Annotated in this window: 22 protein-coding genes and 1 riboswitch; of the genes, 14 read left to right on the plus strand and 8 right to left on the minus strand. The window is 38.2% G+C overall.

Annotated elements, in window-relative coordinates:
* Positions 1-66: 66 nt before the first annotated feature.
* Positions 67-1,266, minus strand: a complete 1,200-nt coding sequence (sbmA, locus tag HUV91_RS08245) for a peptide antibiotic transporter SbmA (RefSeq protein ID WP_174493095.1) — start codon at positions 1,264-1,266, stop codon at positions 67-69.
* A 251-nt stretch (positions 1,267-1,517) separates the two neighbouring features.
* On the opposite strand from sbmA, the gene HUV91_RS08250 reads away from it, so the two are divergent.
* The 3 genes from HUV91_RS08250 to HUV91_RS08260 all read left to right on the plus strand — a co-directional run bounded on the left by HUV91_RS08250 (position 1,518) and on the right by HUV91_RS08260 (position 4,099).
* Complete coding sequence (locus tag HUV91_RS08250) at positions 1,518-2,096, plus strand: DJ-1/PfpI family protein (protein ID WP_130072986.1); 579 nt, start codon at positions 1,518-1,520, stop codon at positions 2,094-2,096.
* A 124-nt stretch (positions 2,097-2,220) separates the two neighbouring features.
* Entirely contained in the window at positions 2,221-2,388 is a 168-nt protein-coding gene (locus tag HUV91_RS08255) for a hypothetical protein (RefSeq protein WP_165353036.1), read from the plus strand.
* A 160-nt stretch (positions 2,389-2,548) separates the two neighbouring features.
* Positions 2,549-4,099, plus strand: a complete 1,551-nt coding sequence (locus HUV91_RS08260) for a hypothetical protein (protein WP_174493096.1) — start codon at positions 2,549-2,551, stop codon at positions 4,097-4,099.
* A gap of 57 nt (positions 4,100-4,156) precedes the next feature.
* Here the strand turns inward: HUV91_RS08260 and HUV91_RS08265 are convergent, their stop codons facing one another.
* On the minus strand, positions 4,157-5,779 hold the full coding sequence (locus tag HUV91_RS08265; protein ID WP_130072988.1) for an inorganic phosphate transporter: 1,623 nt from the start codon (positions 5,777-5,779) through the stop codon (positions 4,157-4,159).
* Between the two features lie 446 nt (positions 5,780-6,225).
* On the opposite strand from HUV91_RS08265, the gene metH reads away from it, so the two are divergent.
* Positions 6,226-9,915, plus strand: a complete 3,690-nt coding sequence (gene metH / locus HUV91_RS08270) for a methionine synthase (RefSeq protein WP_174493097.1) — start codon at positions 6,226-6,228, stop codon at positions 9,913-9,915.
* A 405-nt stretch (positions 9,916-10,320) separates the two neighbouring features.
* Here the strand turns inward: metH and HUV91_RS08275 are convergent, their stop codons facing one another.
* Both HUV91_RS08275 and HUV91_RS08280 read right to left on the minus strand, forming a co-directional pair.
* Positions 10,321-11,364 (minus strand): molecular chaperone DnaJ, encoded by a 1,044-nt coding sequence (locus tag HUV91_RS08275; RefSeq protein ID WP_174493098.1) that lies wholly within the window; start codon positions 11,362-11,364, stop codon positions 10,321-10,323.
* Positions 11,365-11,668: 304 nt separating this feature from the next.
* Positions 11,669-12,403, minus strand: coding sequence for a carbonic anhydrase (locus tag HUV91_RS08280; RefSeq protein WP_416377008.1), 735 nt, complete (start codon positions 12,401-12,403; stop codon positions 11,669-11,671).
* A 333-nt stretch (positions 12,404-12,736) separates the two neighbouring features.
* Positions 12,737-12,897: riboswitch (FMN riboswitch) on the plus strand.
* A gap of 105 nt (positions 12,898-13,002) precedes the next feature.
* On the opposite strand from HUV91_RS08280, the gene ribB reads away from it, so the two are divergent.
* On the plus strand, positions 13,003-13,662 hold the full coding sequence (gene ribB / locus HUV91_RS08285) for a 3,4-dihydroxy-2-butanone-4-phosphate synthase (protein WP_174493099.1): 660 nt from the start codon (positions 13,003-13,005) through the stop codon (positions 13,660-13,662).
* A 227-nt stretch (positions 13,663-13,889) separates the two neighbouring features.
* A complete protein-coding gene (locus tag HUV91_RS08290; protein WP_174493100.1) occupies positions 13,890-14,525 on the plus strand; it encodes a Bax inhibitor-1 family protein in 636 nt (211 codons plus the stop codon).
* Between the two features lie 26 nt (positions 14,526-14,551).
* On the opposite strand, the gene HUV91_RS08295 is transcribed toward HUV91_RS08290, so the two are convergent.
* Positions 14,552-15,115 carry a LysE family translocator gene (locus tag HUV91_RS08295; protein WP_416377017.1) on the minus strand — a complete coding sequence of 188 codons (564 nt, stop codon included), beginning with the start codon at positions 15,113-15,115 and terminating at the stop codon, positions 14,552-14,554.
* A 79-nt stretch (positions 15,116-15,194) separates the two neighbouring features.
* Positions 15,195-15,698 carry a DUF1289 domain-containing protein gene (locus tag HUV91_RS08300; protein ID WP_174493102.1) on the minus strand — a complete coding sequence of 168 codons (504 nt, stop codon included), beginning with the start codon at positions 15,696-15,698 and terminating at the stop codon, positions 15,195-15,197.
* Positions 15,699-15,813: 115 nt separating this feature from the next.
* On the opposite strand from HUV91_RS08300, the gene HUV91_RS08305 reads away from it, so the two are divergent.
* The 3 genes from HUV91_RS08305 (at position 15,814) to HUV91_RS08315 (ending at position 18,452) form a co-directional block, all read left to right on the plus strand.
* Entirely contained in the window at positions 15,814-16,746 is a 933-nt protein-coding gene (locus HUV91_RS08305; RefSeq protein WP_174493103.1) for a rhodanese-related sulfurtransferase, read from the plus strand.
* Positions 16,747-17,358: 612 nt separating this feature from the next.
* Positions 17,359-17,979 (plus strand): DedA family protein, encoded by a 621-nt coding sequence (locus HUV91_RS08310; protein ID WP_227554774.1) that lies wholly within the window; start codon positions 17,359-17,361, stop codon positions 17,977-17,979.
* A 59-nt stretch (positions 17,980-18,038) separates the two neighbouring features.
* Positions 18,039-18,452, plus strand: coding sequence for an ABZJ_00895 family protein (locus HUV91_RS08315; protein ID WP_174493104.1), 414 nt, complete (start codon positions 18,039-18,041; stop codon positions 18,450-18,452).
* Between the two features lie 132 nt (positions 18,453-18,584).
* On the opposite strand, the gene HUV91_RS08320 is transcribed toward HUV91_RS08315, so the two are convergent.
* A complete protein-coding gene (locus tag HUV91_RS08320; RefSeq protein ID WP_130072997.1) occupies positions 18,585-19,109 on the minus strand; it encodes a YecA family protein in 525 nt (174 codons plus the stop codon).
* 66 nt (positions 19,110-19,175) lie between these two features.
* The gene (locus HUV91_RS08325; protein ID WP_130072998.1) at positions 19,176-19,385 is read right to left on the minus strand and encodes a PA3496 family putative envelope integrity protein; all 210 of its coding nucleotides are present in this window, start codon (positions 19,383-19,385) and stop codon (positions 19,176-19,178) included.
* A gap of 339 nt (positions 19,386-19,724) precedes the next feature.
* Here HUV91_RS08325 and rpoD point away from each other — a divergent pair, with 339 nt between their 5' ends.
* The 5 genes from rpoD (at position 19,725) to HUV91_RS08350 (ending at position 24,916) form a co-directional block, all read left to right on the plus strand.
* The gene (gene rpoD, locus HUV91_RS08330) at positions 19,725-21,662 is read left to right on the plus strand and encodes an RNA polymerase sigma factor RpoD (RefSeq protein WP_257222238.1); all 1,938 of its coding nucleotides are present in this window, start codon (positions 19,725-19,727) and stop codon (positions 21,660-21,662) included.
* 114 nt (positions 21,663-21,776) lie between these two features.
* Positions 21,777-22,064, plus strand: a complete 288-nt coding sequence (locus HUV91_RS08335) for a YbeD family protein (protein ID WP_130073053.1) — start codon at positions 21,777-21,779, stop codon at positions 22,062-22,064.
* 388 nt (positions 22,065-22,452) lie between these two features.
* Positions 22,453-23,112 carry a lipoyl(octanoyl) transferase LipB gene (gene lipB, locus HUV91_RS08340; RefSeq protein WP_174493105.1) on the plus strand — a complete coding sequence of 220 codons (660 nt, stop codon included), beginning with the start codon at positions 22,453-22,455 and terminating at the stop codon, positions 23,110-23,112.
* 79 nt (positions 23,113-23,191) lie between these two features.
* Positions 23,192-23,725: a hypothetical protein gene (locus tag HUV91_RS08345; RefSeq protein ID WP_130073001.1), complete on the plus strand. Its 534-nt coding sequence runs from the start codon at positions 23,192-23,194 to the stop codon at positions 23,723-23,725.
* Positions 23,726-23,728: 3 nt separating this feature from the next.
* Positions 23,729-24,916 carry an iron-containing alcohol dehydrogenase gene (locus HUV91_RS08350; protein ID WP_130073002.1) on the plus strand — a complete coding sequence of 396 codons (1,188 nt, stop codon included), beginning with the start codon at positions 23,729-23,731 and terminating at the stop codon, positions 24,914-24,916.
* Positions 24,917-25,030: the final 114 nt, after the last annotated feature.

The following is a 25,030-nucleotide window of genomic DNA, read 5'->3' on the forward strand; positions in this document are numbered from 1 at the left end:
AATGTCATTGAAGGATAAATAAAAAAGAGAGCATGTTGCTATGCTCTCTTTTTTGTCATGGAACACTTATTTTTCCTCTAGAACAGATTCAAAAGCTTTTAAACGTTTATGAATCGACAATAGCTCAATGATGGTTTTCCATGAACTAATCAAATATTGAAATGATTCACGTACCTTATCAAATACATTACCAATTTGATTTAATAAACCTAAAGTCATGGTTCCCGCTGCAATTGATGGAAATAACACCACCAAACTAAACAAAATATCAAGCTGCGCATACCATGTGCTCACCATATTAAAATAAGCATAATGAAAATATAAACGAAAATAGTTTTTACGCACGTTTTGGAACAATTCCTTTAAAGTCGCAGGTTGTGCACGGTCTGCATAGTCTTCACCATAGACCAATTCTTTACGATAGGCTGCCTCTACTTTTTGATTATTAAACTCTAAGCCAGGTAATTTCACCCCAACTACCATTAATAAAAATGTACCGAAAACTGCCCAACCGATTGCGGCCCAAACGAGCGAATATTTAATTTCACCAATCACAGGCAATACAGGAACATGTTTAGAAAGTTCAATTAATACAGGTAAAAATGCAATTAAAATCATAATTGCTTTAATAAAACTTACGCCTAACGACTCTAAAGTTGTGGCAAAACGCATGGTATCTTCTTGTACACGCTGTGATGCACCTTCTACATGACGCAACTTCTCCCAATGTGCTGTGTAATATTCATTCATTGCTGTACGCCAACGAAAAATATAATGACTGACAAAAAACGAATTCATCACAGCAACAGTAACAGCGACCATGGCAATCATTAAGAAGGTTAATGTCCCCATATATAAGTCTTGAATATTCCCCCCGCCACTACTGAGCATCTTTTGAATCAAATCCCAAAATGGGCCATACCAAGCATTGATCGCAACAGAAACTTGCACTCCAAACCAAACATTAAACAAGATAAAGGCAGAACCCCATACTGACCACGCTTGCCATTGATTATTCGACTTCCATTTCCAAAACCCTGCAAATAGCGCAGTTGAAACAAAGAACCAAATATAAAACCAAAGGAACTGTGCTGACCAAAAACGTGTCACACTAATGGGTAATTCTGTAGTCGCATACGCTTGCGGAAAACCAATCAACTCCCCCCAAGATTTACCACCGCTATACCACAACACTAAATTAATGATGAACCAAATGAGCAATGAATTAAAAAACCATTTTGGATTTGGAAAAAAAGATTTAAACATTGATACTTGATATCCTTAATATTTTTTCTAAGTAACCTGATATTAATCCTAAAAACTTAATTAAGAATAAGAAATCAAAATAATTTTTATGTATTTTAGTAACTTGCCATGTAGTTTAAAGATCAAAAAGATATTTTTAAAAAGACTTTCTCGTTGTGCAACACATTTTATCCATTGGTCTGATTAAAAGTGTCCGCTCAATCTGCTATGTTCAATGTATAACAATGATCGAGTGAAAAGAGGGAAATTACATGTCAAAACAAATTTTAATGTTGGTCGGTGACTATGTCGAAGATTATGAAACTATGGTGCCTTTCCAATTTTTGACTGGCTTAGGCTATACCGTGCATACTGTTTGTCCTGAAAAAAAATCAGGTGATACTGTCGCAACAGCCATTCATGATTTTGAAGGCGAACAAACCTATAGTGAAAAGCGTGGGCACAATTTTGCACTCAATTTTGATTTTTCAGCAGTCAATACTGCTCACTATGTCGGTTTAGTGATTCCGGGTGGTCGAGCACCTGAGTACTTACGCATGAATGCACGTATCCTTGAAATCGTTCGTGAGTTTGATACAGCACAAAAACCTATTGCTGCAGTTTGTCATGGCGCTCAGATCTTAGCTGCTGCGGATGTACTAAAAGGTCGTTTGTGCTCTGCTTATCCTGCCTGTGCAGCAGAAGTTAAACTTGCAGGTGGTCAATATGCGGAGATAGCTGTAACTGAAGCGGTGACTGATGGACATTTAATCACTGCACCTGCATGGCCTGCACATCCTGCATGGATGGCACAGTTTATTAAAGCATTGGGCGCAACTATACAACTTTAATATTACACCAATACTATATTTTGAGTCATCGCTAGACTTACAATTTCATGCCAAAAATCCGCTATTATTTTTTTAAATTTACGGTATTTATATAAGAATAAATAATAGCAAAAGGAAAAAATACATGAAGAAAATACTGAGCTTATGTACCGCTGCTTTTTTAATTTCATTAAGCGCATGCGCCGTACATACACCTGCAGGCAGCGTTGTTGTTGACCCAGATGGACATTATCATGACCGCGATCATGGCGATTTTTGCCCGCCTGGACAAGCAAAAAAAGGACGTTGCTAAATCTAAAGCCTCTATACATAGAGGCTTTTTTATTATATTTATGCAAATTATTTTATTGCCAACGGGGCGATTTTGGCAGAAATTGCCACCGTATATTTAAACTTGGCGTGGATAATGTATACATCTGTATATTAATGATGAAAAAATAGAGATTTTTTGCATGTCCACTTCACTTGACGGTTTACACTTCCCACTTGATCCTGAATCTCAAAAAGCCAGTACCTCTTCACTCGGAAAAGAAATTATTGCCGAAGCTTTGTCATTGATCGATCAAGAGAGTGCTCAAAAAGTTTTAAACGAAAAAAATTGGCGTAAAAATTATCCTCGCCATTTTAAAGCATTGGTGACACAAGGTATTGCTTCAATCAATGCACCGATTACCATTGCCAAACAAGGTTTAGCCAAAGCACATCATCGTTTTGAATTTTATCGTGATGGGCAGTCTTATGCACTCAAAGATTTCATGGCTGTACCCAAAATCCAACCTTTGCATACTGTGCGTTTACAAGGACAAAGTACTGCTGCACCTGAATGGTATGTGCCTTATCATGGGAAAAAATTACAGGGACAAGCACTGCTTGAGCAAATTCAAACTTGGGAAAATAATGGCATTGTTGAACCAAGCCATGCCAAGGCTTTGCGTAATGTTATTGCTCATCCTGAATGGTTTGATTTATCTGATCGTACCATGGTGTTGTTTGGTGCTGCATCTGAAGCAGGCCCTCTCACTTGGTTGGCAAAATGGAAAGCCAATATCATTGCAATTGATTTACCCAATGCTAAGGTTTGGCAGAAAATTCTCAACACCATTCAACAAGGGAATGCCACTTTATATGCACCAAGCACTGAGTCATTGGCTGAAAATTTATCCATAGATGAACTTAAAAATAAGCTCGGTGTAAACTTATTGACGCAAACACCTGAAATCGCGCAATGGTTAGCACAAAATCCCAATACTTTAGATTTGGCTGCTATCGCCTATCTTGATGGTGAAAAGCATGTCCGTGTTTCCATGGCAATGGACAGCATTATGAGCTATGTCAGTGCACAAAAACCTGACAGTTCATTGATGTATATGTGTACGCCTACAGATGTCTATGCTGTACCCAAAGAAGTGATTCAAGCAGCGACTGAAAAATATCAGTCACGCTCTTCAGCTGAAAAGTGGCTGAGTAAAGGGATTGCCACAGTATCCATGAAGCAATTATTTAAAGCGAATCATCAACAATTAATCAACTCTGACAATGGTCAATCTTATGGCGTGGCAGACTGTTTAGTGGTAGAACAAGGCCCAAACTATGCCTTGGCAAAACGTATTCAACAATGGCGAGCAACACTCGCACGTCATCACGGACAACGCGTTAGTATTAATATTGCCCCCTCAACCACGACAGCTTCAGTCACCAAGAATCCCTTGCTCAAAGCGGCATTTAATGGGGCAAGTTTATTTGATGTAGAAGCATTTTCACCCGAAACAACCAATGCCATCATGGCAGCATTGTGGATTCATGATTTAAAAAATCCTGAAGCAGTCGCAAATCCTGACACATTCATTGCTCACCCTTTAGAATTGATTATGGATGGTGCAAATCATGGTGGTTTATGGCGAGTTGCCTATTTAGCACGTACTGCCCTGCCATTTGCAGCGATTTATGGTTTTGCCCATGATAAGTTGCCGCTCAAAAAGCACTTTGGCAAGGAAAACAAATAATTCATAAGACACAAAAAACGCTGCAATTGCAGCGTTTTTTTATTTTTAATTTAAAGATCAAAAAACTTTTAATAACAACCAATACAATGCACCAGATAAACAAATCGTTGCAGGTAATGTAAAAATCCACGCTGACAAAATTGTTTTCACTGTATTAAAGTTCAAACCTGATTTATTTGCCACCATTGTACCTGCAACCGCAGAGTTCAAGACGTGTGTAGTTGATACAGGCATACCAAAACCATCTGCAGCAGCAATCGTTGACATTGCAACAAGTTCAGCAGACATCCCTTGACCATAGGTCATATGGTGTTTACCAATACGCTCACCTACAGTCACGACAATACGCTTCCAACCCACCATTGTGCCTAGACCTAAGGCAAGCGCAACAGCAACTTTCACCCAAGTTGGAATATATTGTAAGAACGAATCTAAGTTACTACGATATTCTTTAACAGTTTTTGCTTGGGCTGCATCCATTTTTGGCAATTGTTCAGCTTTATCCAAACGTTTAAATGCAGTTGTACTCAAGTACATGTCATTACGTAAAGATGAAACTTCAGCTTCAGGAATATCTTTTAAATCACCAAACTTGCCAACACGCTCACCTAAATGATCGGTCAAACTTGCCAAAGCAGGTACGACTTCAGGCGTAATTTCTTTGGTTTGAATATATTTGGTAATGGTATTACGCGCTTGCTCATCTGGAATATCTGAATGCTGTGCATAAATTGCAGTCGCAGTTTGTTCAGACAACTGTGAGAAAGATTGTAAATGTTGCTGATCTAAATTTTTATTCAAAGAATAAGCCAATGGCACCAAACCGATCAAAATCAACATGATCAAGCCCATACCTTTTTGCCCATCATTTGAACCATGTGCAAAACTCACACCTGTACAAGTGAAAATCAAAATCGCACGAATTAATGGTGGTGGTGGTTTATTACCTTCAGGTGGTTGAAATAACTCAAGTTGTTTCTTAAAAATCTTTTTAACGATCAAGAAAACAACTGCTGCAAAAGCAAAACCAATCAATGGAGAGAATAAAAGTGCTTTACCGACTTTCATGACTTGATCCATGTCTACGCCGCTTGCACCACTAGAAGAATGCAAAATGTAGTTCATGATCCCCACACCGAGAATAGAACCAATCAAAGTGTGTGAACTTGATGCAGGAATGCCTAAGAACCATGTTCCTAAATTCCACATGATTGCAGCAATCAGCATCGCAAAGACCATGGCAAAACCTGCGCCACTGCCAACATTCATAATCAATTCAACAGGCAATAATGCAATGATGCCATAGGCTACGGCACCACTTGCTACCATTACCCCAAGGAAATTACAGAAACCCGCCCACATCACTGCCACAGGTGCAGGAAGTGCGTTGGTATAAATCACTGTTGCAACGGCATTGGCTGTGTCATGAAAACCATTGACAAACTCAAACCCCAATGCAATGAACAAAGCTGTTGCAAGCAGTACAACAGAATATAAGCTCAAAGGTGGCACATGTGCCAAATCAGCAGAAAGCTGAACACCGATATAAATAAGTGTTGAAATAATAAGCGTTAAAAACACCGGCATAAAAAACTTGGGTGTCGGAACATGAACATTCGTCGATTTACTTGAATGCGACGATTGTGATGAATCTGAAACGGGAGGTAAATTAGAATTCATGCAGACGTTTTAAGCGGATGATAGAATGCGCTTATTGTTCAATTAAATTGTGACAATTATATGACAAATAGCTGTCATATAAAGCAACATTTCTGCCTAATTAGCAGATAATAAATGGGCTAAAAATATCTGTATTTGATACTTAATCATAAAAAATCAAACAATTACCACGCTTTAAACTCACAATTTATATTCATTTAAATATTTCAACAATTTGAAATATTTGTAATATTTGCCATAAAAAATGTCACAATTTTATTTTTGCAAACTAAGCATAGCGACCTATCATGACATTTCGATGAAATTTCAAACAAAAAAGCCTCTCAATTTTCCACAAAAGCAATAAAAAATATTTTCCATCGCCAAGTGGCATGAATAGCAATAAAACTGATGTGAATTCTGCTAACATATATGCCGATTTTATATTCCATCGGATTGGGTTATTTATGTCCACGCTTACCACCTTAAAAGAGCTACTTGCTCAACGGATTCTGATTATTGATGGTGCAATGGGTACCATGATTCAGCGTCATAAACTTGAAGAAGCCGACTATCGTGGTGAGCGTTTTGCCGACTGGGCATCGGATTTAAAAGGCAACAATGACCTTTTGGTCTTAACTCAACCACAAATCATTCAAGGCATTCATGAAGCCTATTTGGATGCTGGCGCAGACATCATTGAAACCAACAGTTTCAATGGCACACGTGTTTCGATGTCTGACTATCATATGGAAGATTTGGTTACAGAGATCAACCGTGAAGCAGCACGCATTGCAAAAGCCGCTTGTGAAAAATACTCAACCCCTGAAAAGCCGCGTTTTGTTGCAGGGGTGCTTGGGCCGACTTCACGCACTTGCTCTATTTCACCGAATGTAAACGACCCTGCGTTTCGTAATATTACCTTTGATGAATTAAAAATAAATTATATCGAAGCTGCACATGCCCTCATTGAAGGCGGTGCGGACATTCTGCTGATTGAAACTGTATTTGATACTTTAAACTGTAAAGCAGCAATTTTTGCAGTCAAAGAAGTCTTTAAACAAATCGGTTATGAATTGCCATTGATGATTTCAGGTACGATTACCGATGCATCAGGTCGTACCTTAACAGGTCAAACCGCTGAAGCATTCTGGAACTCTGTACGTCACGGCGACTTGTTATCTATTGGGTTCAACTGTGCCTTAGGTGCAGATGCCATGCGTCCACACGTCAAAACCATTGCAGATGTTGCCGATACCTTTGTTTCTGCACATCCAAACGCTGGCTTACCGAATGCCTTTGGTGGTTATGATGAAACGCCTGAACAAACCGCTGCCTTTATTAAAGAGTTTGCTGAAAGTGGTTTAATTAATATTACAGGCGGCTGTTGTGGTACCACGCCTGATCATATTCGTGCCATTGCCAATGCAGTCAAAGACATTGCACCACGCAGCGTGCCTGAAACTAAACCCGCTTGCCGTTTAAGTGGTTTAGAACCGTTCAACATTACCGAAGATTCGCTGTTTGTGAATGTCGGTGAACGTACCAACGTCACAGGATCTAAAAAATTCTTACGCCTAATCCGTGAAGAAAACTTTGCCGAAGCTTTAGATGTTGCACAGCAACAAGTTGAAGCTGGCGCGCAGATTATCGACATCAACATGGATGAAGGCATGTTGGATTCAGAAGGCGCAATGGTGCACTTCCTGAATCTTGTAGCATCTGAGCCTGAAATTTCACGTGTGCCAATCATGATCGACTCATCTAAATGGGACATCATTGAAGCAGGTTTGAAATGCGTACAAGGTAAAGCGGTTGTTAACTCGATCTCACTCAAAGAGGGTTATGACGAGTTTGTGCATAAAGCACGCCTATGCCGTCAGTATGGCGCTGCCGTGATTGTCATGGCATTTGATGAACAAGGTCAGGCAGATACTGCCGCACGTAAAAAAGAAATCTGCAAGCGTTCTTATGATGTGTTGGTTAATGAAGTGGGCTTCCCTGCTGAAGACATCATTTTTGACCCGAACGTGTTTGCTGTTGCAACAGGGATTGAAGAACACAACAACTATGCTGTGGACTTCATTGAGGCGACAGGCTGGATCAAGCAAAACTTACCGCATGCGATGATTTCAGGTGGTGTGTCGAACGTATCCTTCTCATTCCGCGGCAACGAGCCAGTCCGTGAAGCGATTCACTCGGTCTTCCTCTACCATGCCATTAAGCAAGGCATGACCATGGGGATCGTAAACGCAGGTCAAATGGCGATTTATGATGATATTGACGCTGAACTAAAAACTGCAGTTGAAGATGTGATCTTGAACCAAAACCAAGGTGAAAGCCATCAAGAAGCAACAGAAAAGCTGCTTGAAGTGGCTGAGAAATACCGCGGTCAAGGCGCAGCGCAAAAACAAGTTGAAAACTTGGAATGGCGTGAGCTTCCTGTAGAAAAGCGCCTTGAGCATGCTTTAGTGAAAGGGATCACCACCTTTATTGATGAAGATACTGAAGAAGCACGCCTGAAAGCTAAACGTCCACTCGATGTGATTGAAGGTCCGCTGATGGACGGCATGAACGTGGTTGGTGACTTATTCGGTTCGGGCAAAATGTTCCTGCCGCAAGTGGTGAAATCTGCACGTGTCATGAAACAGGCTGTAGCTTGGCTGAACCCGTTCATTGAAGCGGAAAAAACAGCTGGCCAATCTAAGGGTAAAGTCCTGATGGCAACCGTGAAAGGTGACGTACATGACATCGGTAAAAATATTGTAGGCGTAGTTCTTGGTTGTAATGGTTATGACATTGTCGACCTTGGCGTGATGGTGCCTGCGGAGAAAATTCTGCAAACTGCGATTGATGAGAAAGTTGATATCATCGGCTTGTCCGGTCTGATCACACCGTCTTTGGATGAAATGGTCTTTGTTGCCAAAGAGATGCAACGTAAAGGCTTTAATGTTCCACTCATGATTGGTGGTGCAACGACTTCTAAAGCACATACAGCTGTAAAAATTGACCCGCAATATTCAAATGATGCAGTCATTTATGTTGCTGATGCTTCTCGTGCCGTAGGTGTAGCAACCACACTACTTTCTAAAGAAATGAAGCCGAAGTTTGTAGCAGAAACCCGTGCTGAATATGAAAAAGTGCGTGAACGTATTGCCAACAAACAGCCGAAAGCCGCTAAGCTGTCTTATGCAGAATCGATTGAAAATGGTTTGAAAATTGACTTTGCAGCGAATAAACCTGCGAAGCCAAACTTTATTGGTACGCAAACGCTGACCAATTATCCATTGGAAACTTTGGTGGAATACTTTGACTGGACACCGTTCTTTATCTCTTGGAGCTTGGCGGGTAAATTCCCTGCAATTCTAAAAGATGAAGTGGTCGGTGAAGCAGCAACTGACTTGTACAACCAAGCACAAGACATGTTAAAAGACATCATCGATAACAAACGTTTTGATGCACGTGCTGTCTTTGGTATTTACCCTGCCAACCGTTCTGCTGCAGATTCTGTTGAAGTTTATACAGAAGATGGGCAAGCCGTGACGCATACTTTCCATCATTTGCGTCAACAATCAGATAAGGTTACAGGTAAACCAAACTTGTCATTGGCTGACTTTGTTGCGCCTAAAGGTGTTGCGGAAGATTACTTGGGCGGTTTCACGGTATCCATCTTTGGCGCAGAAGAAATGGCGAATGAGTACAAAGCCAAAGGCGATGACTACTCTGCAATTTTGGCGCAATCATTAGGTGACCGTTTTGCCGAAGCATTTGCGGAGCATTTGCATGAGCGCATCCGTAAAGAGTTCTGGGGCAACCAAGCATCTGAAATTTTAAGCAATGAAGAATTGATTAAAGAGAAGTATGTGGGAATCCGTCCTGCACCGGGCTACCCTGCTTGCCCTGAGCATTCTGAAAAAGCGCCATTGTTTGACTGGCTCGGTTCGACTGACAAGATTGGTACGCAATTGACCACTAGCTTTGCAATGTGGCCACCTTCATCTGTCAGCGGTTTCTACTATGCACACCCTGAAAGCCAGTACTTTAACGTGGGCAAAATTGCAGGCGATCAGCTAGAAGATTATGCAAAGCGTAAAGGTTGGACGTTGGATGAGGCGAAACGTTGGTTAGCGCCGAATTTGGATGATTCGGTTTCTTGAGTTTTTTAAATCTCCCCTAACCCTTCTTTGAAAAAGAGGGAAATGTCATGTGATTTAATGAATTACGTGACAGCTCCTCCCTTTTTAAAGGGAGGTTGGGAGGGATTAAATTGATTTAATAATACGCCTTGAATTCTCTGATAAAACAATCATATAGATATGAAATATAGTCTAGTAGAAATTAACTTATGCTTATATACAAATACCGTGGTGGAGCTTTTGAAAGAGATTTAAACTCTCCGTTTTTATTAGCACACATCACTGCCCCTTCACCACAAAGAAAGGGAACATCATTGGATTTAATGTCTGCATGAGTTTCGCAATGAAGTCCCTCTCCTGAGCAAATTTAAAAGCACTACTTTAAAATTTGCTCAGGAGAGGGAAACGTACTTTTAATAAAAAACATCAAAGTACCCCATTCCCCAACAACACTTCCAACCCTTTTACTTTCCCCATATATTTCAAACGTTCCTTTTCCCACTTTATTTGTTCTTTTAACGCCACCACATCCGCATCAATTACCTTATACACATCTTTCACCTGCATATTTTTCGGCTTCGGCTTTTCACTCCAATGCAAAGCATCGGTAATATCATCAATCTGACTCGCCAAACGTTGACTTTGTGCATCCAATGCCATTTTATAAAACTTTAAATGCTCGTCCGTCAAAGCCTTTGGACTTTTGCCCTGATTGGTTTCCAGCTGTAATTGAAGCTTTAATAAATAAAATAAATCCTGTTGCTCATACGCCTGATTTACCACTTGCTGAAGTTCAGTTTTTTCTAACTTTTTAACCTCATCAGTTTCACGGTCAGGATGAATCATGGCGGTGATTTTTAAATACACCGTTTTTAATGATTGCTCCGCCAACTTCTCAGATTGCTCACGTTTTTGTTGTAAACGCTTACGTTGATGTTCTTCTCGTTCACGCTGAAACTGATCATTGTCCCAATCTTCACACTGATCAACGGCATATTCTACATTTTCAAAGTTTGAATACTGATTTTCATTTTCTACGACTTGTTCATTTTCAAAAATTGACTTTTTCTTTGCCTTCTTCGACTTTTTATATAAATGATTTTGTTGATAAAATATATGAACTTCTACAACTTTTTGCAGTTGTGCTGTATTTAAATACGATGATTTTTTCAGTTGCTTAGCAAGTTGAGTAAGTTTGTGATCGAGTTGTTCTAAATCAGCTTTTGAAAAGTCTTGCTGTTGTAAATGTGCCCACAATTGCTCAAGTTGCTTGAATAAAATCGTATGTAAATCACGATAAATCGGGACTAATTTTTGCTGCAAATAACTCTGGATTTCACTTTGTGCATTTTGCCAAAGCTTTAAATCTTGCTTTTGTTGCTCAATCTGTTGAATCAATTGATTTAGTTTTTTGTGCTGCGGATGAAATTCAGCTTGAGGCTGTTGAGTCACTTTAATATCAAAAGACATGGCTAATCAGGTCCCAACAATCAAAAAAATACAGCCATGATAAAATAAAATTACAACAAAGATCATTCTTTTCTAGCGTGATCTTAATCACAGCCACACCTCCTCTTTATTTTTCTAAATATCCAGATGGATATAAGCCATGTTTCAGCCAATAGAAAAGCCATCTTAATGAATGCAACATAGATTTTATTATTCATGCCAATGCGGTCACATCAACATCTTAGTTTTATTTAAATTTTAATTACTTCCACTCAACTTTATGTCTACTGTCAGGCATAAAGTATGAGCGGAAATATTACATAAATTATTCTAAAACAACGCGTGCATTCACAGGCTGTACAGGACGATTATTTGGATGACTTAACAGTTTGTTAAATTCATCAAACTGTGCCTCAGATGCAGTTTGAATATCTTTTAATACAATCCAACGCACCCCTTCTGTACATGGTGGTGTCGTTAAAGAGCCATTAAAACGGTAATAATCTAGTTTTTTAGGTAAAAAATTTGCAGCTTTTTCAGTTTCTTCTAAGTTAAGCATCTGCCCTGCTTGCTTCGGTAAATTTTTCCACGTGTGCGCTAAACTTGCATTCTCTTGCCCTTTTTGATACATCACTGCAACCACTGCTAGCTCACCCTGTGCATTAGCATGAACCAAATGCATTTCCATTGGATAACTCACACCATTGATTTTATTTTCACTAGGACTATGTAAATGGAATTGTTTTAAAACAAATTCTTGACCATCTAAAGTCAAACTATTTCCTGCATTAAAATCGACCTGAACAGTATGTCCATTATTTACGATCGATTTTGCACTTGTCGTGTAGTTAAAAGTTAAAGGTTCAAGTTTAGCTGATGTGGTATTTTTAATATCAATTGGCGACTGATTTAAACCTGAACAAGCATGATACTTTTCACTTAAACTCGCCCATTTTTCAGGTGCATTGTTTGTATCATATCCCCAGTCATTTCCTTGACCTGCATAGAGCATCGTTGTCGACAAAGAAAAAATACATAGACCAAATAATACTTTTTTCACAGAAACCTCTTATTTTAAAGTTATAAAGAATATCGATCTTAATCAGTTGCTAAGACACATATTTATTTTTAATAATATTCAATACTTAACCTTCTAAATCGATAGCATCATTGATTTAAAATTTAAAAATAAAATATAAAAACATTAAATAATGGAGAGTTAATTGTATCAATGGTTAAAATTATCATTTTCCAGCCTTTTATGAGCATACAATTACTAAGATATTCACATAATATTTTTTTAAAAAGTTAAGCTATTTTTATCATAAATATAGTACGCATCGTTCTATAGAAAATCCGTTTTTTCTTATAAAAATGCACTATAATCAGTACACATCGCTTCAGGGCGGGGTGCAATTCCCCACCGGTGGTAATTTAAATATGTTCTTTAGAACGTATTTATTCAGCCCACGAGCCTATTATTTCTCATAAAATGATAGGCAGATTTGGTCAAAGCCAAAGCCGACGGTATAGTCCGGATGAAAGAAGACGACGTCACTTTTGAACAGATTCGATTCACTCGGATCTGTTTTGTAACGCCACTATTTTCACATGTCCTGAAATGTTCAACCGTATTTTTATTTTTACGAGAGCGTTTCAATGTCTAGTTTAATCCAACCCGAAATTTTCTTTTCAGCACTTTCTCCTGCTGAGCAACGTATAGAACAAGCTTTAGAAGATATGCGTCAAGGCAAACCTGTCTTGGTCATGGACGATTTTGATCGTGAAAATGAAGCAGATTTGATTGTTGCAGCCGAAACATTAAATGTTGAAACCATGGCACGTATGATCCGTGATGGTTCTGGGATTGTCTGTCTGACACTCACTTCTGAACTTGCCGACCATTTAGCATTAGCCCCTATGGTTCAGGACAATTCAAGTCATTTTAAAACTGCATTTACAGTCACCATTGAGGCAGCTGAAGGCGTGACTACAGGCGTTTCAGCCAAAGATCGCGTCACAACCATTCAAGCCGCTATCAAAGATGGTGCTGTAGCCAGTGATTTAAATCGTCCCGGACATGTATTTCCTTTACGTGGTCGTGATGGTGGTGTGCTTACACGTCGTGGACATACAGAAGGTTCTATTGATTTAGCACGTATGGCAGGCTTAAAACCTGCGGGCGTATTGTGTGAAGTCACCAATCCTGATGGTACGATGGCTTCAGGTATCCAAGTTTTAGCATATGCACAAACCCATCATTTAACACTCATTAGCATTGATGAAATTGCACAATATCGTTTAGCGCATGGTGTTTAATTTAGACCATAAAATCTAAAATTCATATTAAGCCAGTTTAAGCATGAGAATTTGATTAGCATTCTCATGCTTTTTTAATTCAGTATATAAAATAAGAAAATTAAATAAAAATCAATAAGCTATTATTTTTTATACTCTTTTTTAGCTAGTATAATTGTTAAAATTTAAGCATAATTCTAAAAAAATATTAAGTTTATTTAAACAATATAAATAATAGGATAATAAATATGTTAAGTAGCCTTTCTGAATTGGATCAAAATCAACTTGCCTTCATACAACATACCTATACGATTTTATTTGGCTCATTACTCCTCATGCCCATCTTTGGCATTTTTTCATATCATTTTTTACCGCCGATGCTTCAGTTTCCTGTCATGATACTCGACTTCTTAATTTGGGTTGCATGCGGCTGGTTTCATTGGAGAAATCCCATCAAAGCAGTATTTCCCATATTTCTAGTCATTACAGGTTTAGCAATGGGACAAATTGCCCATTTATATAGCCCAAATTTATTTTTAAGTGCTGCGTTAACGACATTAGCAATTTTTGCAGGTGTCAGTACTTATGTATTTTTTAGCAAACGTGATTTTTCATTTTTGGCAGCGAGTCTGAATATTGGTTTTTGGATTTTACTGGTTGGGGGAATCTTAACGTTATTTTTCCATATCAGCATCTTATCTTTATTTTTAGGATTCTTTGGCTCAGCAGTCTTTATTGGATGGATCTTATATGACACCAGTCAAATTCTAATTCGCGCTGAACAATTTGGTTATGATGCACGTTTCGGAGCATTTGATTTATTTATGGATATCATTGGCTTATTCAGCTATATACGCAGCCTATTTAGCTATTTTGATGATTAATTTTTAATGCTTTTTATTTATTTACTTCAAAACCAAATTGAATAAATGCCATATAACGCAACTGTAATCAAAATTGCACCACAGCCCAGTAAAATTTTAGAGTAAAGCTTAGACTTAGATAATGCATTAAAACCTAAATAAACCACCGATAAAGTCGCAAAATCTAAGATAATCCACGTTAAAGTCAACACAACTAAGCTCTGATCTAAGGTGGATGTCACATGCGTAAATTGAGGGAAAAAAGATGCAAAGAAAATAATATCTTTAGGATTGGAAATTCCCACAAGAAAACCTTGTTGAAAACCCCCTTGTACTTGGCGCGAAATCTCTTGGTCTTGCTGGCTTTGGCTTAATACCTCTCGTACGATTTGTATGCCCAAATAAGCAATATATAAGCAACCCAAAATTTTGATCAAATTAAACCAATGACTAGCAATATTAAAAAAGCCTTTTAAAATCAAAACAGAAATCGCGATAAGTAACAAAGAAGCTGAATTTGTTCCCACAATCGTATGTAATGCTTTTTTATACCCACCTTTTAAACCTGCACTTGCCACCAAAAGCATCACAGGTCCAGGCGTTGCAATCATGATCACCACAGCGATACAGTACAAAATATAGGCTGAAAAATCCAAGACTTATCCAAATAATAACTGATGATTCATTAAATTATAAAGAATGTAATTCTTCATCCTCTTCCATGATTTTCAATAAATTATGGCGAATACCATCTGCACGCAACCATGCCAAATCATAACTCGCCGTTGCCAATGCCAAAACACGGCGTTCAAACTCATCCCATAAAGGTTTGACTTGTTTAGCCCCAATACCTAAGCCACTTTCATCTGCAAGTGAACGATTTTTTTCACAAATTTTTAATGCATGGTAAAGTTTACGCCCTTTTGAAGCTCCATCTAACACACGGACACGTTTACTTAAAATAAAACCTTCAACATGTTGTAGCTGAGCAAAAGGCAACATCGGGACTAAAATTTGATCAAGTTGTGCATCCAAACGCTTCCAAACAGCCAAACGCTGTTCTGCGGTATAGGTATTCCATTGGATCACTTCATGATTAAAACGGCGACAACCACGACAAACCGAATCACCAAAAACCGTTGAACAGCGTCCTGCACACGGGGTTAATGTTGGGATTCGACTTTTATTACTCAAAATATTTTCCTCATTTAAAACCATATTTTTGCTATGGCTTTCTCGCAAATTTTCAAAATTCAGGCTAGAATACGCACCTAAATTTTTTCATATCTTAATACATTTGGAGTATTCCATGAACGCTACTGTAGAACAGCTTGCACCTGTAGAACAGCAAGCGACCACTGGTTGGGTTGTTGCAGCACTTTATCAATTCAAAGAAGTTCAAGATCCTGCCGATCTTCAACAACGTCTTTTAGACTTGGTAAAAACCATCAACTTATGCGGTACTCTAATTGTTGCAGGTGAAGGAATCAACGGTACTGTTGCAGGTGATCGTCAAGCAATTGATGTTATTCATCAATTTCTTTTAGACAATGGTTTTAATGCTATGGAATACAAAGAATCTCATAGTGACGATAAACCATTCCGTAAAATGAAAGTTAAACTCAAAAAAGAAATCGTAACTTTGGGCGTAGAAGTGAAACCACGTGACTTGGTTGGACATTATCTCGATCCAAAAGAGTGGAATGAACTCATTGCACGTGATGATGTGATCTTAGTTGATACACGTAATGACTATGAATATAAGGCAGGCACATTCAAAGGCGCAGTTGATCCAAAAACTGAAACTTTCCGTGAATTTCCTGACTACGTTAAAAAAGAATTAGCGCAACACAAAGATAAAAAAATTGCCATGTTCTGTACAGGTGGTATTCGCTGTGAAAAATCAACGTCATTACTTTTACAAGAAGGTTTTAACGAGGTTTATCATCTTAAAGGTGGCATTTTAAAATACCTAGAAGAAACCCCTGCTGAAGAAAGTATGTGGGAAGGTGAATGCTTTGTTTTTGATGGTCGTACTGCAGTTACACATGGCGTTGAAGAAGGCACCAATATTAAATGTCATGCTTGCGGTTGGCCGTTAACCCCAGAAGAAGTTGCTTTACCAAGTTATGAGCACGGCGTATCTTGTGTGTACTGTATTGAAAAAACTTCTGAAAAACAAAAAGAAGGTTTCCGTATGCGCCAATCACAAATCGTAGCAGCAAAACGTAAACGCTTATAATCTAAGATTTTTATCCAATTTGTAAAAAAACCGCATATTTGATGCGGTTTTTTTACATTTACATGACACATTTTATAGAACGCATAAAGTATTCATACATGAAATATGTGCTTCAGGAGAGCAGATTACAAAATTGATTGCTAATATCAAATTTATTCAATCCATTGTTTAAAAGTGATTAAGTAGATACTGAAAAGCTGTATTACAAATGATAAGGAAATTCATATGATGAATAAAAACGCTTACCTTCCATCTCATCGCATACATTACCCTTATTCACAGACTGTTCCCGTAATTACGAGCCAAAACATAAAAACTAAACTTGAACAAGAGTCACATCTATTTATTATTTGCTTAGGTATGATGATCGGAGCAATACTATCATTGTTTATCGGCTATCATCTAAATACAACTTGGATAAATCTCTTTTTATTAATGAGTTTTCCTGTTGCCCTCACCTACTGTTTACGTAAAATTTATATTCATACACTGATTCATTACCAAGACTAATTTTTTAAGATATAACACTTTACAAAGATATACGCCGCATCACTTTACGAAGTGAATTACACACAATACTATAAATATCCACTTCGTTAGTGATGCGATAAAATGACTGAATGGATTATTTCCATCATGGAGCAATTGAGCTATTTCGGCATTGCTCTACTTATGTTTTTAGACAATGTCTTCCCACCTATTCCATCTGAAATTATTATGCCTTCCGCAGGACTCGCTGCCTCTCAAGGCAAACTCATTCTGACAGGCGTAATCATTGCAGGAAGTCTTGGCTCTTTACTTGCTGCTGCATTGCTGTACTGGCTCGGACACAAAATCTCACAACAAACCTTATTTAAATGGGTCGATCGTTACGGCAAATATCTTTTTATTAAGTCAACCGATGTGGAAAAATCTTTGGATTGGTTTGAACAATATGGACATCGTATTGTATTTTTTGGTCGTATGATTCCTGCGGTACGTTCACTGATCAGCATCCCTGCGGGTATGAGTGGCATGCCATTTTGGAAATTTATGCTGTATAGCGGATTAGGAACCGTGATTTGGACAACCTTTTTGGCTTGTGTCGGTTTTTATTTCGGTGAAAATCAAGCCTTGATGCAGCAAATCTTTCATCAAGTGAGCTATTTTATTATGGCAATCGTGATTGTCGTCATCCTTTGGATCCTCTATCGTAGACATCAACGTAAGACTCGACATCAATCTCAAAGATAAATCCAATTTAAAACTGTTACACTGTAAGCTATTGCTTTGATTTATATTTAGGAATAAGAATGCAGCATTATTATCTTCATTTTGCCAAAGTCTATGCTGTTGCATTAATTGTATTAATGTTGATTCTTATTTTTATTTTCCCACTCGGCTATATTTCTCTCTTTCCAACCTTGGTCATAGCAGCATTCATCAATGCACATTATTATTTTAAACGTGAACAACGCTTAGCTTCATCTGATGAAAAAATCCAACTGATTTGGGGACTTAGTGCGGTTGCAATTGTCATTGGTAGTTTTTTCACGTTCTTTTTAGTCTTAATGAACCCTCAAGCAGAACAAATTTTAAAATCTGCAGATCAAGCAGGTCTAGCACTCTCTGCTGTTATTATGCTCTGTATGGTGGCAGTACATGCTGCGGTATTTTTTACAGTGTATACCATTTCGGCAAAATTATTTTTAAAGACGACTCACTAAAAGTTATTTGCAGTCAAAAAAGAATAAAAAACTTATTCTCATAACATATATTTCAATTAACCCTTAAAACTAAACAATACGCCAAACAATAAAAAAGCACCGATTAAAGGTGCTTTCTCATCAAACTTAAACTTATTGATCTGAATGGAACATCAAATAAATTTCATTTAAATTATCAGGAATTTCTTCTGCAATTTCATCCATGAGCTGACCATTGCGACGGAACGATTCCATTTGCGGGTCTTCATCATCTACACCACTAAAGACCATCATCGGCAGGGTTAAATCAACCACTTGCTCTTCATACTCAGGGCTAAACCATGCTTCTTCATTGAGGAACATTGCATCGACAAAACCCACAGACCAATCACCTAAGCTTGACTCAACATCTGCTTCTTCAATTTCAAAAGGAAATTCCACCCCTTCTTCATTAGATAATTTTTGACGAATATCATCTAACCATGTCTTAATTTGCGCAATGATTTCTTTTGGTGCTTTGCTTTGGTTTCCTTCAAACAGCTCGTCTAACCAACGATCAAATTGTGGACCAACCGCAATTGCACATAAAAAACCATGAGTCGCTGCGAAATCTAGACCGTACTCGTTTTGGTCGCCATCTAAATAGTCACTTAACAGGTCTAAATCTAAAGCACTCATCTTGTTTCCAATTGATTTGAATCAGTGTAAAAGCATAGCATTTTTTAGCGCTATGCCCAATCTGTTTTAAGCATCGTCATCATCAAAATCGTCGTCGTCATCAAAATCATAATCAAAATCTTTTAATTCGCGATCTAAACGGCGTTGAGCAAGTAAATCATCGATTAAACGACGTTTTTCTAATGATTCTTTGGCGCTAATTTTGCTTGATGACTCATCAAAACTAACATCATCATCACCGTAGTTATCATCTAGTTCAAAATCTGTAGAAGACACTAAAACTACCTCATAATGAAAAAATGTGAATGGGTCTAGGCGCTATTTATCTTTGTTCTGAAATCTTGTCAAGTTTTATTTATTTTTTTTACATTTTTAGGCCTATTTGGGCTTTTTTTGTGCCGAAATTTATGGCATGGTATAATCCACCCTACGTCCTTCTATTTGATGACTCACTTTGAGCACTTGTAGATAGAAGATACGTTATAGGGTTGAACTTGAAAACAACAAATTCATCCCCATTTTAAGTCACAGAAACCAATTTTACTGATTTTATCAGAGCCCATTTACTCTGATGAAATACCCAAATTATTGCCATAAAAATGGTTATGGACTGTGCTGAATACAGTTTTCACTACCACAGATTTCAACGAGAAGAGAGTAAAGATGAGCGATATGCATTCCCCTACTTCACAAGTAGCGGCTCTGATTAGCCGAGGCAAAGAACAAGGTTACTTAACCTATGCTGAGGTTAACGATCATCTCCCAGACTCAATCACCGAAAGCGAACAGATTGAAGACATTATCCAAATGCTTCAAGACGTCGGTATCCCTGTGCATGAACGTGCACCTGAAACTGACGATGCCATGTTCGAAGGCAACAGCGAAGCAGCAGATGAAGTGGCTGAAGAAGAAGCAGCCGCTGTTCTTGCTTCTGTAGAAAATGAACCTGGTCGTACCACTGACCCTGTCCGTATGTATATGCGTGAAATGGGCACCGTTGAACTTTTGACCCGTGAAGGCGAAATCAGCATTGCAAAACGTATCGAAGAAGGCATCCGTGATGTTCTACATTCAATTGCGTATTGGCCAAATGCTGTGGAAGTGGTTTTACAAGAATACAAAGATTATGAAGCGGGTGAACGCCGTTTAGCGGACATTTTATCAGGTTATCTTGACCCTGAAACTGACGAAGAAATTCCTGAAGTTTTGGAAGATGAAGCTGAAGATCTTGATGACGAAGAAGAATCTTCTAGCAAACCAACCAAAGATGTAAAGTTGGATGACGACGACGAGGAAGAAGAAGCCGAAGGTGATGACGATTCTGAAGGCGAATCTGGCCCTGACCCTGAAATTGCCAAAGCGCGTTTTGAAGAATTACAAGCTGTCTGGAATACTGCAAAAGAATCTATTGCAAAATCAGGACGTAACAGTGCTGAAAGTAAAGAAGCAATGGAAGCTCTTGCAACTGTATTTATGATGTTTAAATTTACACCACGTTTATTTGACATCATTTCTGAAATGATTCGTGGTACACATGAACAAATTCGTACCTCTGAACGTGAAATTATGCGTTATGCAGTACGTCGTGGTCGTATGGATCGTACGCAATTCCGTACCTCTTTCCCAGGTCAAGAGTCAAACTTTGCTTGGTTAGATGAGCAAATTGCTAAAGCACCTGCTGAACTTAAAAATTATTTAGAAAAAGTTCGTCCTGATGTATTGGCATTCCAACAAAAGATTGCAGACATCGAAAACGACTTAGGTTTAGATGTTAAAGGCATCAAAGACATTTCTAAACGTATGGCAATTGGTGAAGCCAAAGCGCGTCGTGCGAAAAAAGAAATGGTTGAAGCCAACTTACGTTTGGTTATTTCAATTGCGAAAAAATATACTAACCGTGGCTTACAATTCCTTGACTTGATTCAAGAAGGTAACATTGGCTTGATGAAAGCGGTAGACAAGTTTGAATATCGCCGTGGTTATAAATTTTCGACTTATGCAACTTGGTGGATTCGTCAGGCGATTACCCGTTCGATTGCCGATCAAGCACGTACGATCCGTATTCCTGTGCATATGATTGAAACCATTAACAAGATCAACCGTGTATCTCGTCAATTACTGCAAGAAATGGGACGTGAACCAACACCTGAAGAATTGGGCGAACGTCTAGAAATGGACGAAGTTAAAGTTCGTAAAGTGTTGAAAATTGCGAAAGAACCAATTTCAATGGAAACCCCAATCGGTGATGATGAAGATTCGCATTTGGGTGACTTCATTGAAGATGGCAACATCACCTCACCTGTTGATGCTGCAACTTCAGAAGGTTTAAAAGAAGCGACTCGTGAAGTACTTGAAAACTTAACTGAACGTGAAGCGAAAGTCTTGAAAATGCGTTTTGGTATCGACATGCCAACCGACCATACCTTGGAAGAAGTAGGTAAACAGTTTGACGTTACACGTGAGCGTATTCGTCAGATTGAAGCGAAAGCGTTACGTAAATTACGTCACCCTTCTCGTTCGGAACATTTACGTTCATTCCTTGAAAATGACTAAAATCTACTACTCTTTATGGAGACTTGAAAATTTATTATTCACCTCCATTAAGTAGTTAATTGCAACACAACGCCTGCTCTTGCAGGCGTTTGAAATTAGGGGACACTCATGTCAATGTTAGACCGTACACCTTCTCGCGAACTTCGTGAAGATCTTTGGGTATTTCCAATGGATTATCCAATCAAATTGATTGGTGATGCTGGCGAAGAATTGCGTGGTGCTGTTGTTGAAATTTTAGTTAAACATTTCCCTGAATTTGATGAAGCCACTTTAAAAGTACAACCATCACGTACAGGTAAATATCATTCAATTACCGCACAATTACGCTTTGATGAACTCGAACAAGTCCATCAACTCTATGCAGATTTAGCAGCTTGCTCATTAATTAAAACTGCACTGTAAGCATTCAATTAGAAACGGAAAAATCAGAGTCTGAGTACTCTGATTTTTTCATCATATTCTTAAACAATTGACTGTACCTATCCTGTTAAGATACTGTTATTTTAATTTTTCTTAGTCAATTTTAAATTAACGTTTTAAAATGAGCCTTTACGGCTTATCCCGTGATATTGCCTCCTTGCATAAAAAATTCAAGTCCTACATACTTTAGAATAGAATGTTTACTTTAAAAATGCTGGATCATACTGTCTTCATCTTACGAATCATGAAAATCAAATAATTATTTTGAATATTTATGTACCATCAATGATTAATTTGTAATAAATAATACTTAAAGCCTGCGAAACATTCTAATATAAGAGAAAATTAAAGTTTCTTATCGACACGTGTTATGAATCTATCTGATGGTTTACCAAATTTAATCATTCGTGAATTTAAACAACTCACAGACTATGCAACACGCTTTCAGGAAATGAAAGCCCTCACCGAACAACGTGATGAAAATACACCTGATGAATTGTGGATTTTACAGCATCCTGATGTTTTAACTCAGGGACAAGCTGGAAAACCAGAACATATTCTTGTGCATACAGATATTCCTGTGGTGCAATCAGATCGTGGCGGTCAAGTCACTTGGCATGGTCCAGGTCAAATGGTGATCTATTTTATGTTTGATCTAAATCGCTTAAAATGGAATGTTCGCACTTTGGTAAGCTATGCAGAAAATTTGATGATTGATCTGCTCAAAAAATACAATATCGAAGCCTATGCTAAACCTGATGCACCTGGTGTATATGTGAATGAACGAAAAATTGGCTCTTTAGGCTTTAAAATACGTAAAGGTCGCAGTTATCATGGTTTAGCACTCAATATCGACTGCAATCTTGATGGTTTTCATACCATTAACCCTTGCGGTTATGCTGGTTTAGAAATGGTTCGCATCTGTGACCTTGTAGAAAATTATCCAAAATTCAAACAACTAGCAGAAGATGTTAGTACTTATTTAAAAGAAAGTGGCTTTTTTAATGACGTTAAAGTCATTTCACAATAAAGCACTTCCCTTTTCACTTAAAACAAATTAGAGTAATTACTCTAAAATATAATACTAACTCAAATGAAGGGATAAGCGAGTGATTTCAAGTAAATCTGTAAAACCCGCTTTAGAACAAGCCTATGTCAAGCTCATGATGGATGTGATTGGCAGAGGTTTGGTCATGGCGAGTCAAGTCGATGATGAAATTAGACATGAAGTATCTAAGTTCCCTGTCGATTTTGTACTTTCAATGAAAGTGTTCCCTAATGGAGCTGCTTTTATTGCCAAAGTCAATGCACAGCATAATTTAGAACTCGTTACGTCTTTGCAAGGTAAACCTGATCTAACCATTACGTTTAAACATCTGCATCATGCATTTTTGGTATTTTCATTTCAGGAAAGTACTGCCCAGGCTTTTGCCAATGACCGTATGATTGCAGATGGTGATTTGTCATATGCAATTCGTTTAGTCCGTTGTTTAAATAAAATGGAAGCCTTAATTTTACCAAAATTGGTGGCAGAACTTGCAGTCAAAGAATACCCACATGAATTAAGCTTAAAAGAAAAATTATCTGGCGCAGCAAATATTTACCTTAAAGTTGCCCAATCTTATTTAAAAAGGAGTGCATAACACATGGCTGCTAAACCGTATTACGAATTTTTTTGTCCTGTAAAAGTCATTGCTGGTCATGCTGCACTTGAACATATTCCTTATGAATTATCATCACTTGGCGCAAAACGTCCAATGATCATTACAGATAAAGGGGTACGTACCAATAAGCTACTTGAACCAATTGAAGCAGCATTTATCTCTACAGATGTCGAAATTGGCTTTATTTTTGATGATGTCCCACCAGATTCAAGCTTAGAAACGGTGCGTGCAGTTGCACAAGCATATCGTACGCACAATTGTGATGCGATTATTGCTGTGGGTGGCGGTTCAGTGATTGACACGGCTAAAGCATCTAATATTTTGGTGACTGAAGGTGGTGATGACCTGACTAAATATTCAGGTGCGCATAATCTACCACGACCACTGAAACCTTTTTTTGTGATTCCAACCACCTCAGGTACGGGTTCTGAAGTCACGATGGTTGCTGTCGTTTCTGACAATCAAAAACATGTCAAAATGGCATTTGCATCAAACTATTTAATGCCACATGCTGCAATTTTAGACCCCCGCATGACTCAGACCTTGCCACCGCATTTAACAGCGATGACCGCAATGGATGCCATGACGCATGCTGTTGAAGCATATACCTGTATGGCAGCAAATCCGATTTCAGATGCATATGCGACTGCTGCAATTAAAAAAGTCAGTGCAAACTTATTTAATGTCTTAGACAACCCAAGTGATGCAGAAGGTCGTTTAGAACTTGCACAGGCATCAACGATGGCAGGCATTGCATTTTCAAACTCAATGGTTGGCTTAGTGCATTCATTAGGTCATGCGCTTGGTGCGGTTGCACATCTGCCGCATGGTTTATGCATGAACCTGTTTTTACCTTATGTACTTGAATATAATAAAGAAGTAAATGGCGATAAAATCGCTGATTTATTATTACCGCTTGCAGGTGCAGATATTTATGCACAAACCCCTGCTAATCAACGTGCTGAAAAAGCGATTGCTGTGTTAAATACGATGCGTGATCGTATCTATACTTTGACCAAATTACCACGCACTTTGAGTGAAACAGGTAAAGTCTCCAAAGAGCAATTGGATGAAGTGGCAGATAAAGCACTTAATGATGGTTCTATCATTTACAACCCGAAAGAAGCAACATTTAAAGATTTGAAATCTATTTTAGAAAAAGCTTGGTAATTGTTGAAAAATAAGCCAATATACCATTGAAATAAGCCTAATGTTTTCGAACATTGGGCTTTTCATTTGTCGTGCATAAATTTAGCTTGTTTTTCATACAAATTGGCATATTTT

It is taken from the genome of Acinetobacter sp. Marseille-Q1623, from assembly GCF_902809895.1.
Taxonomy (GTDB): domain Bacteria; phylum Pseudomonadota; class Gammaproteobacteria; order Pseudomonadales; family Moraxellaceae; genus Acinetobacter; species Acinetobacter piscicola_A.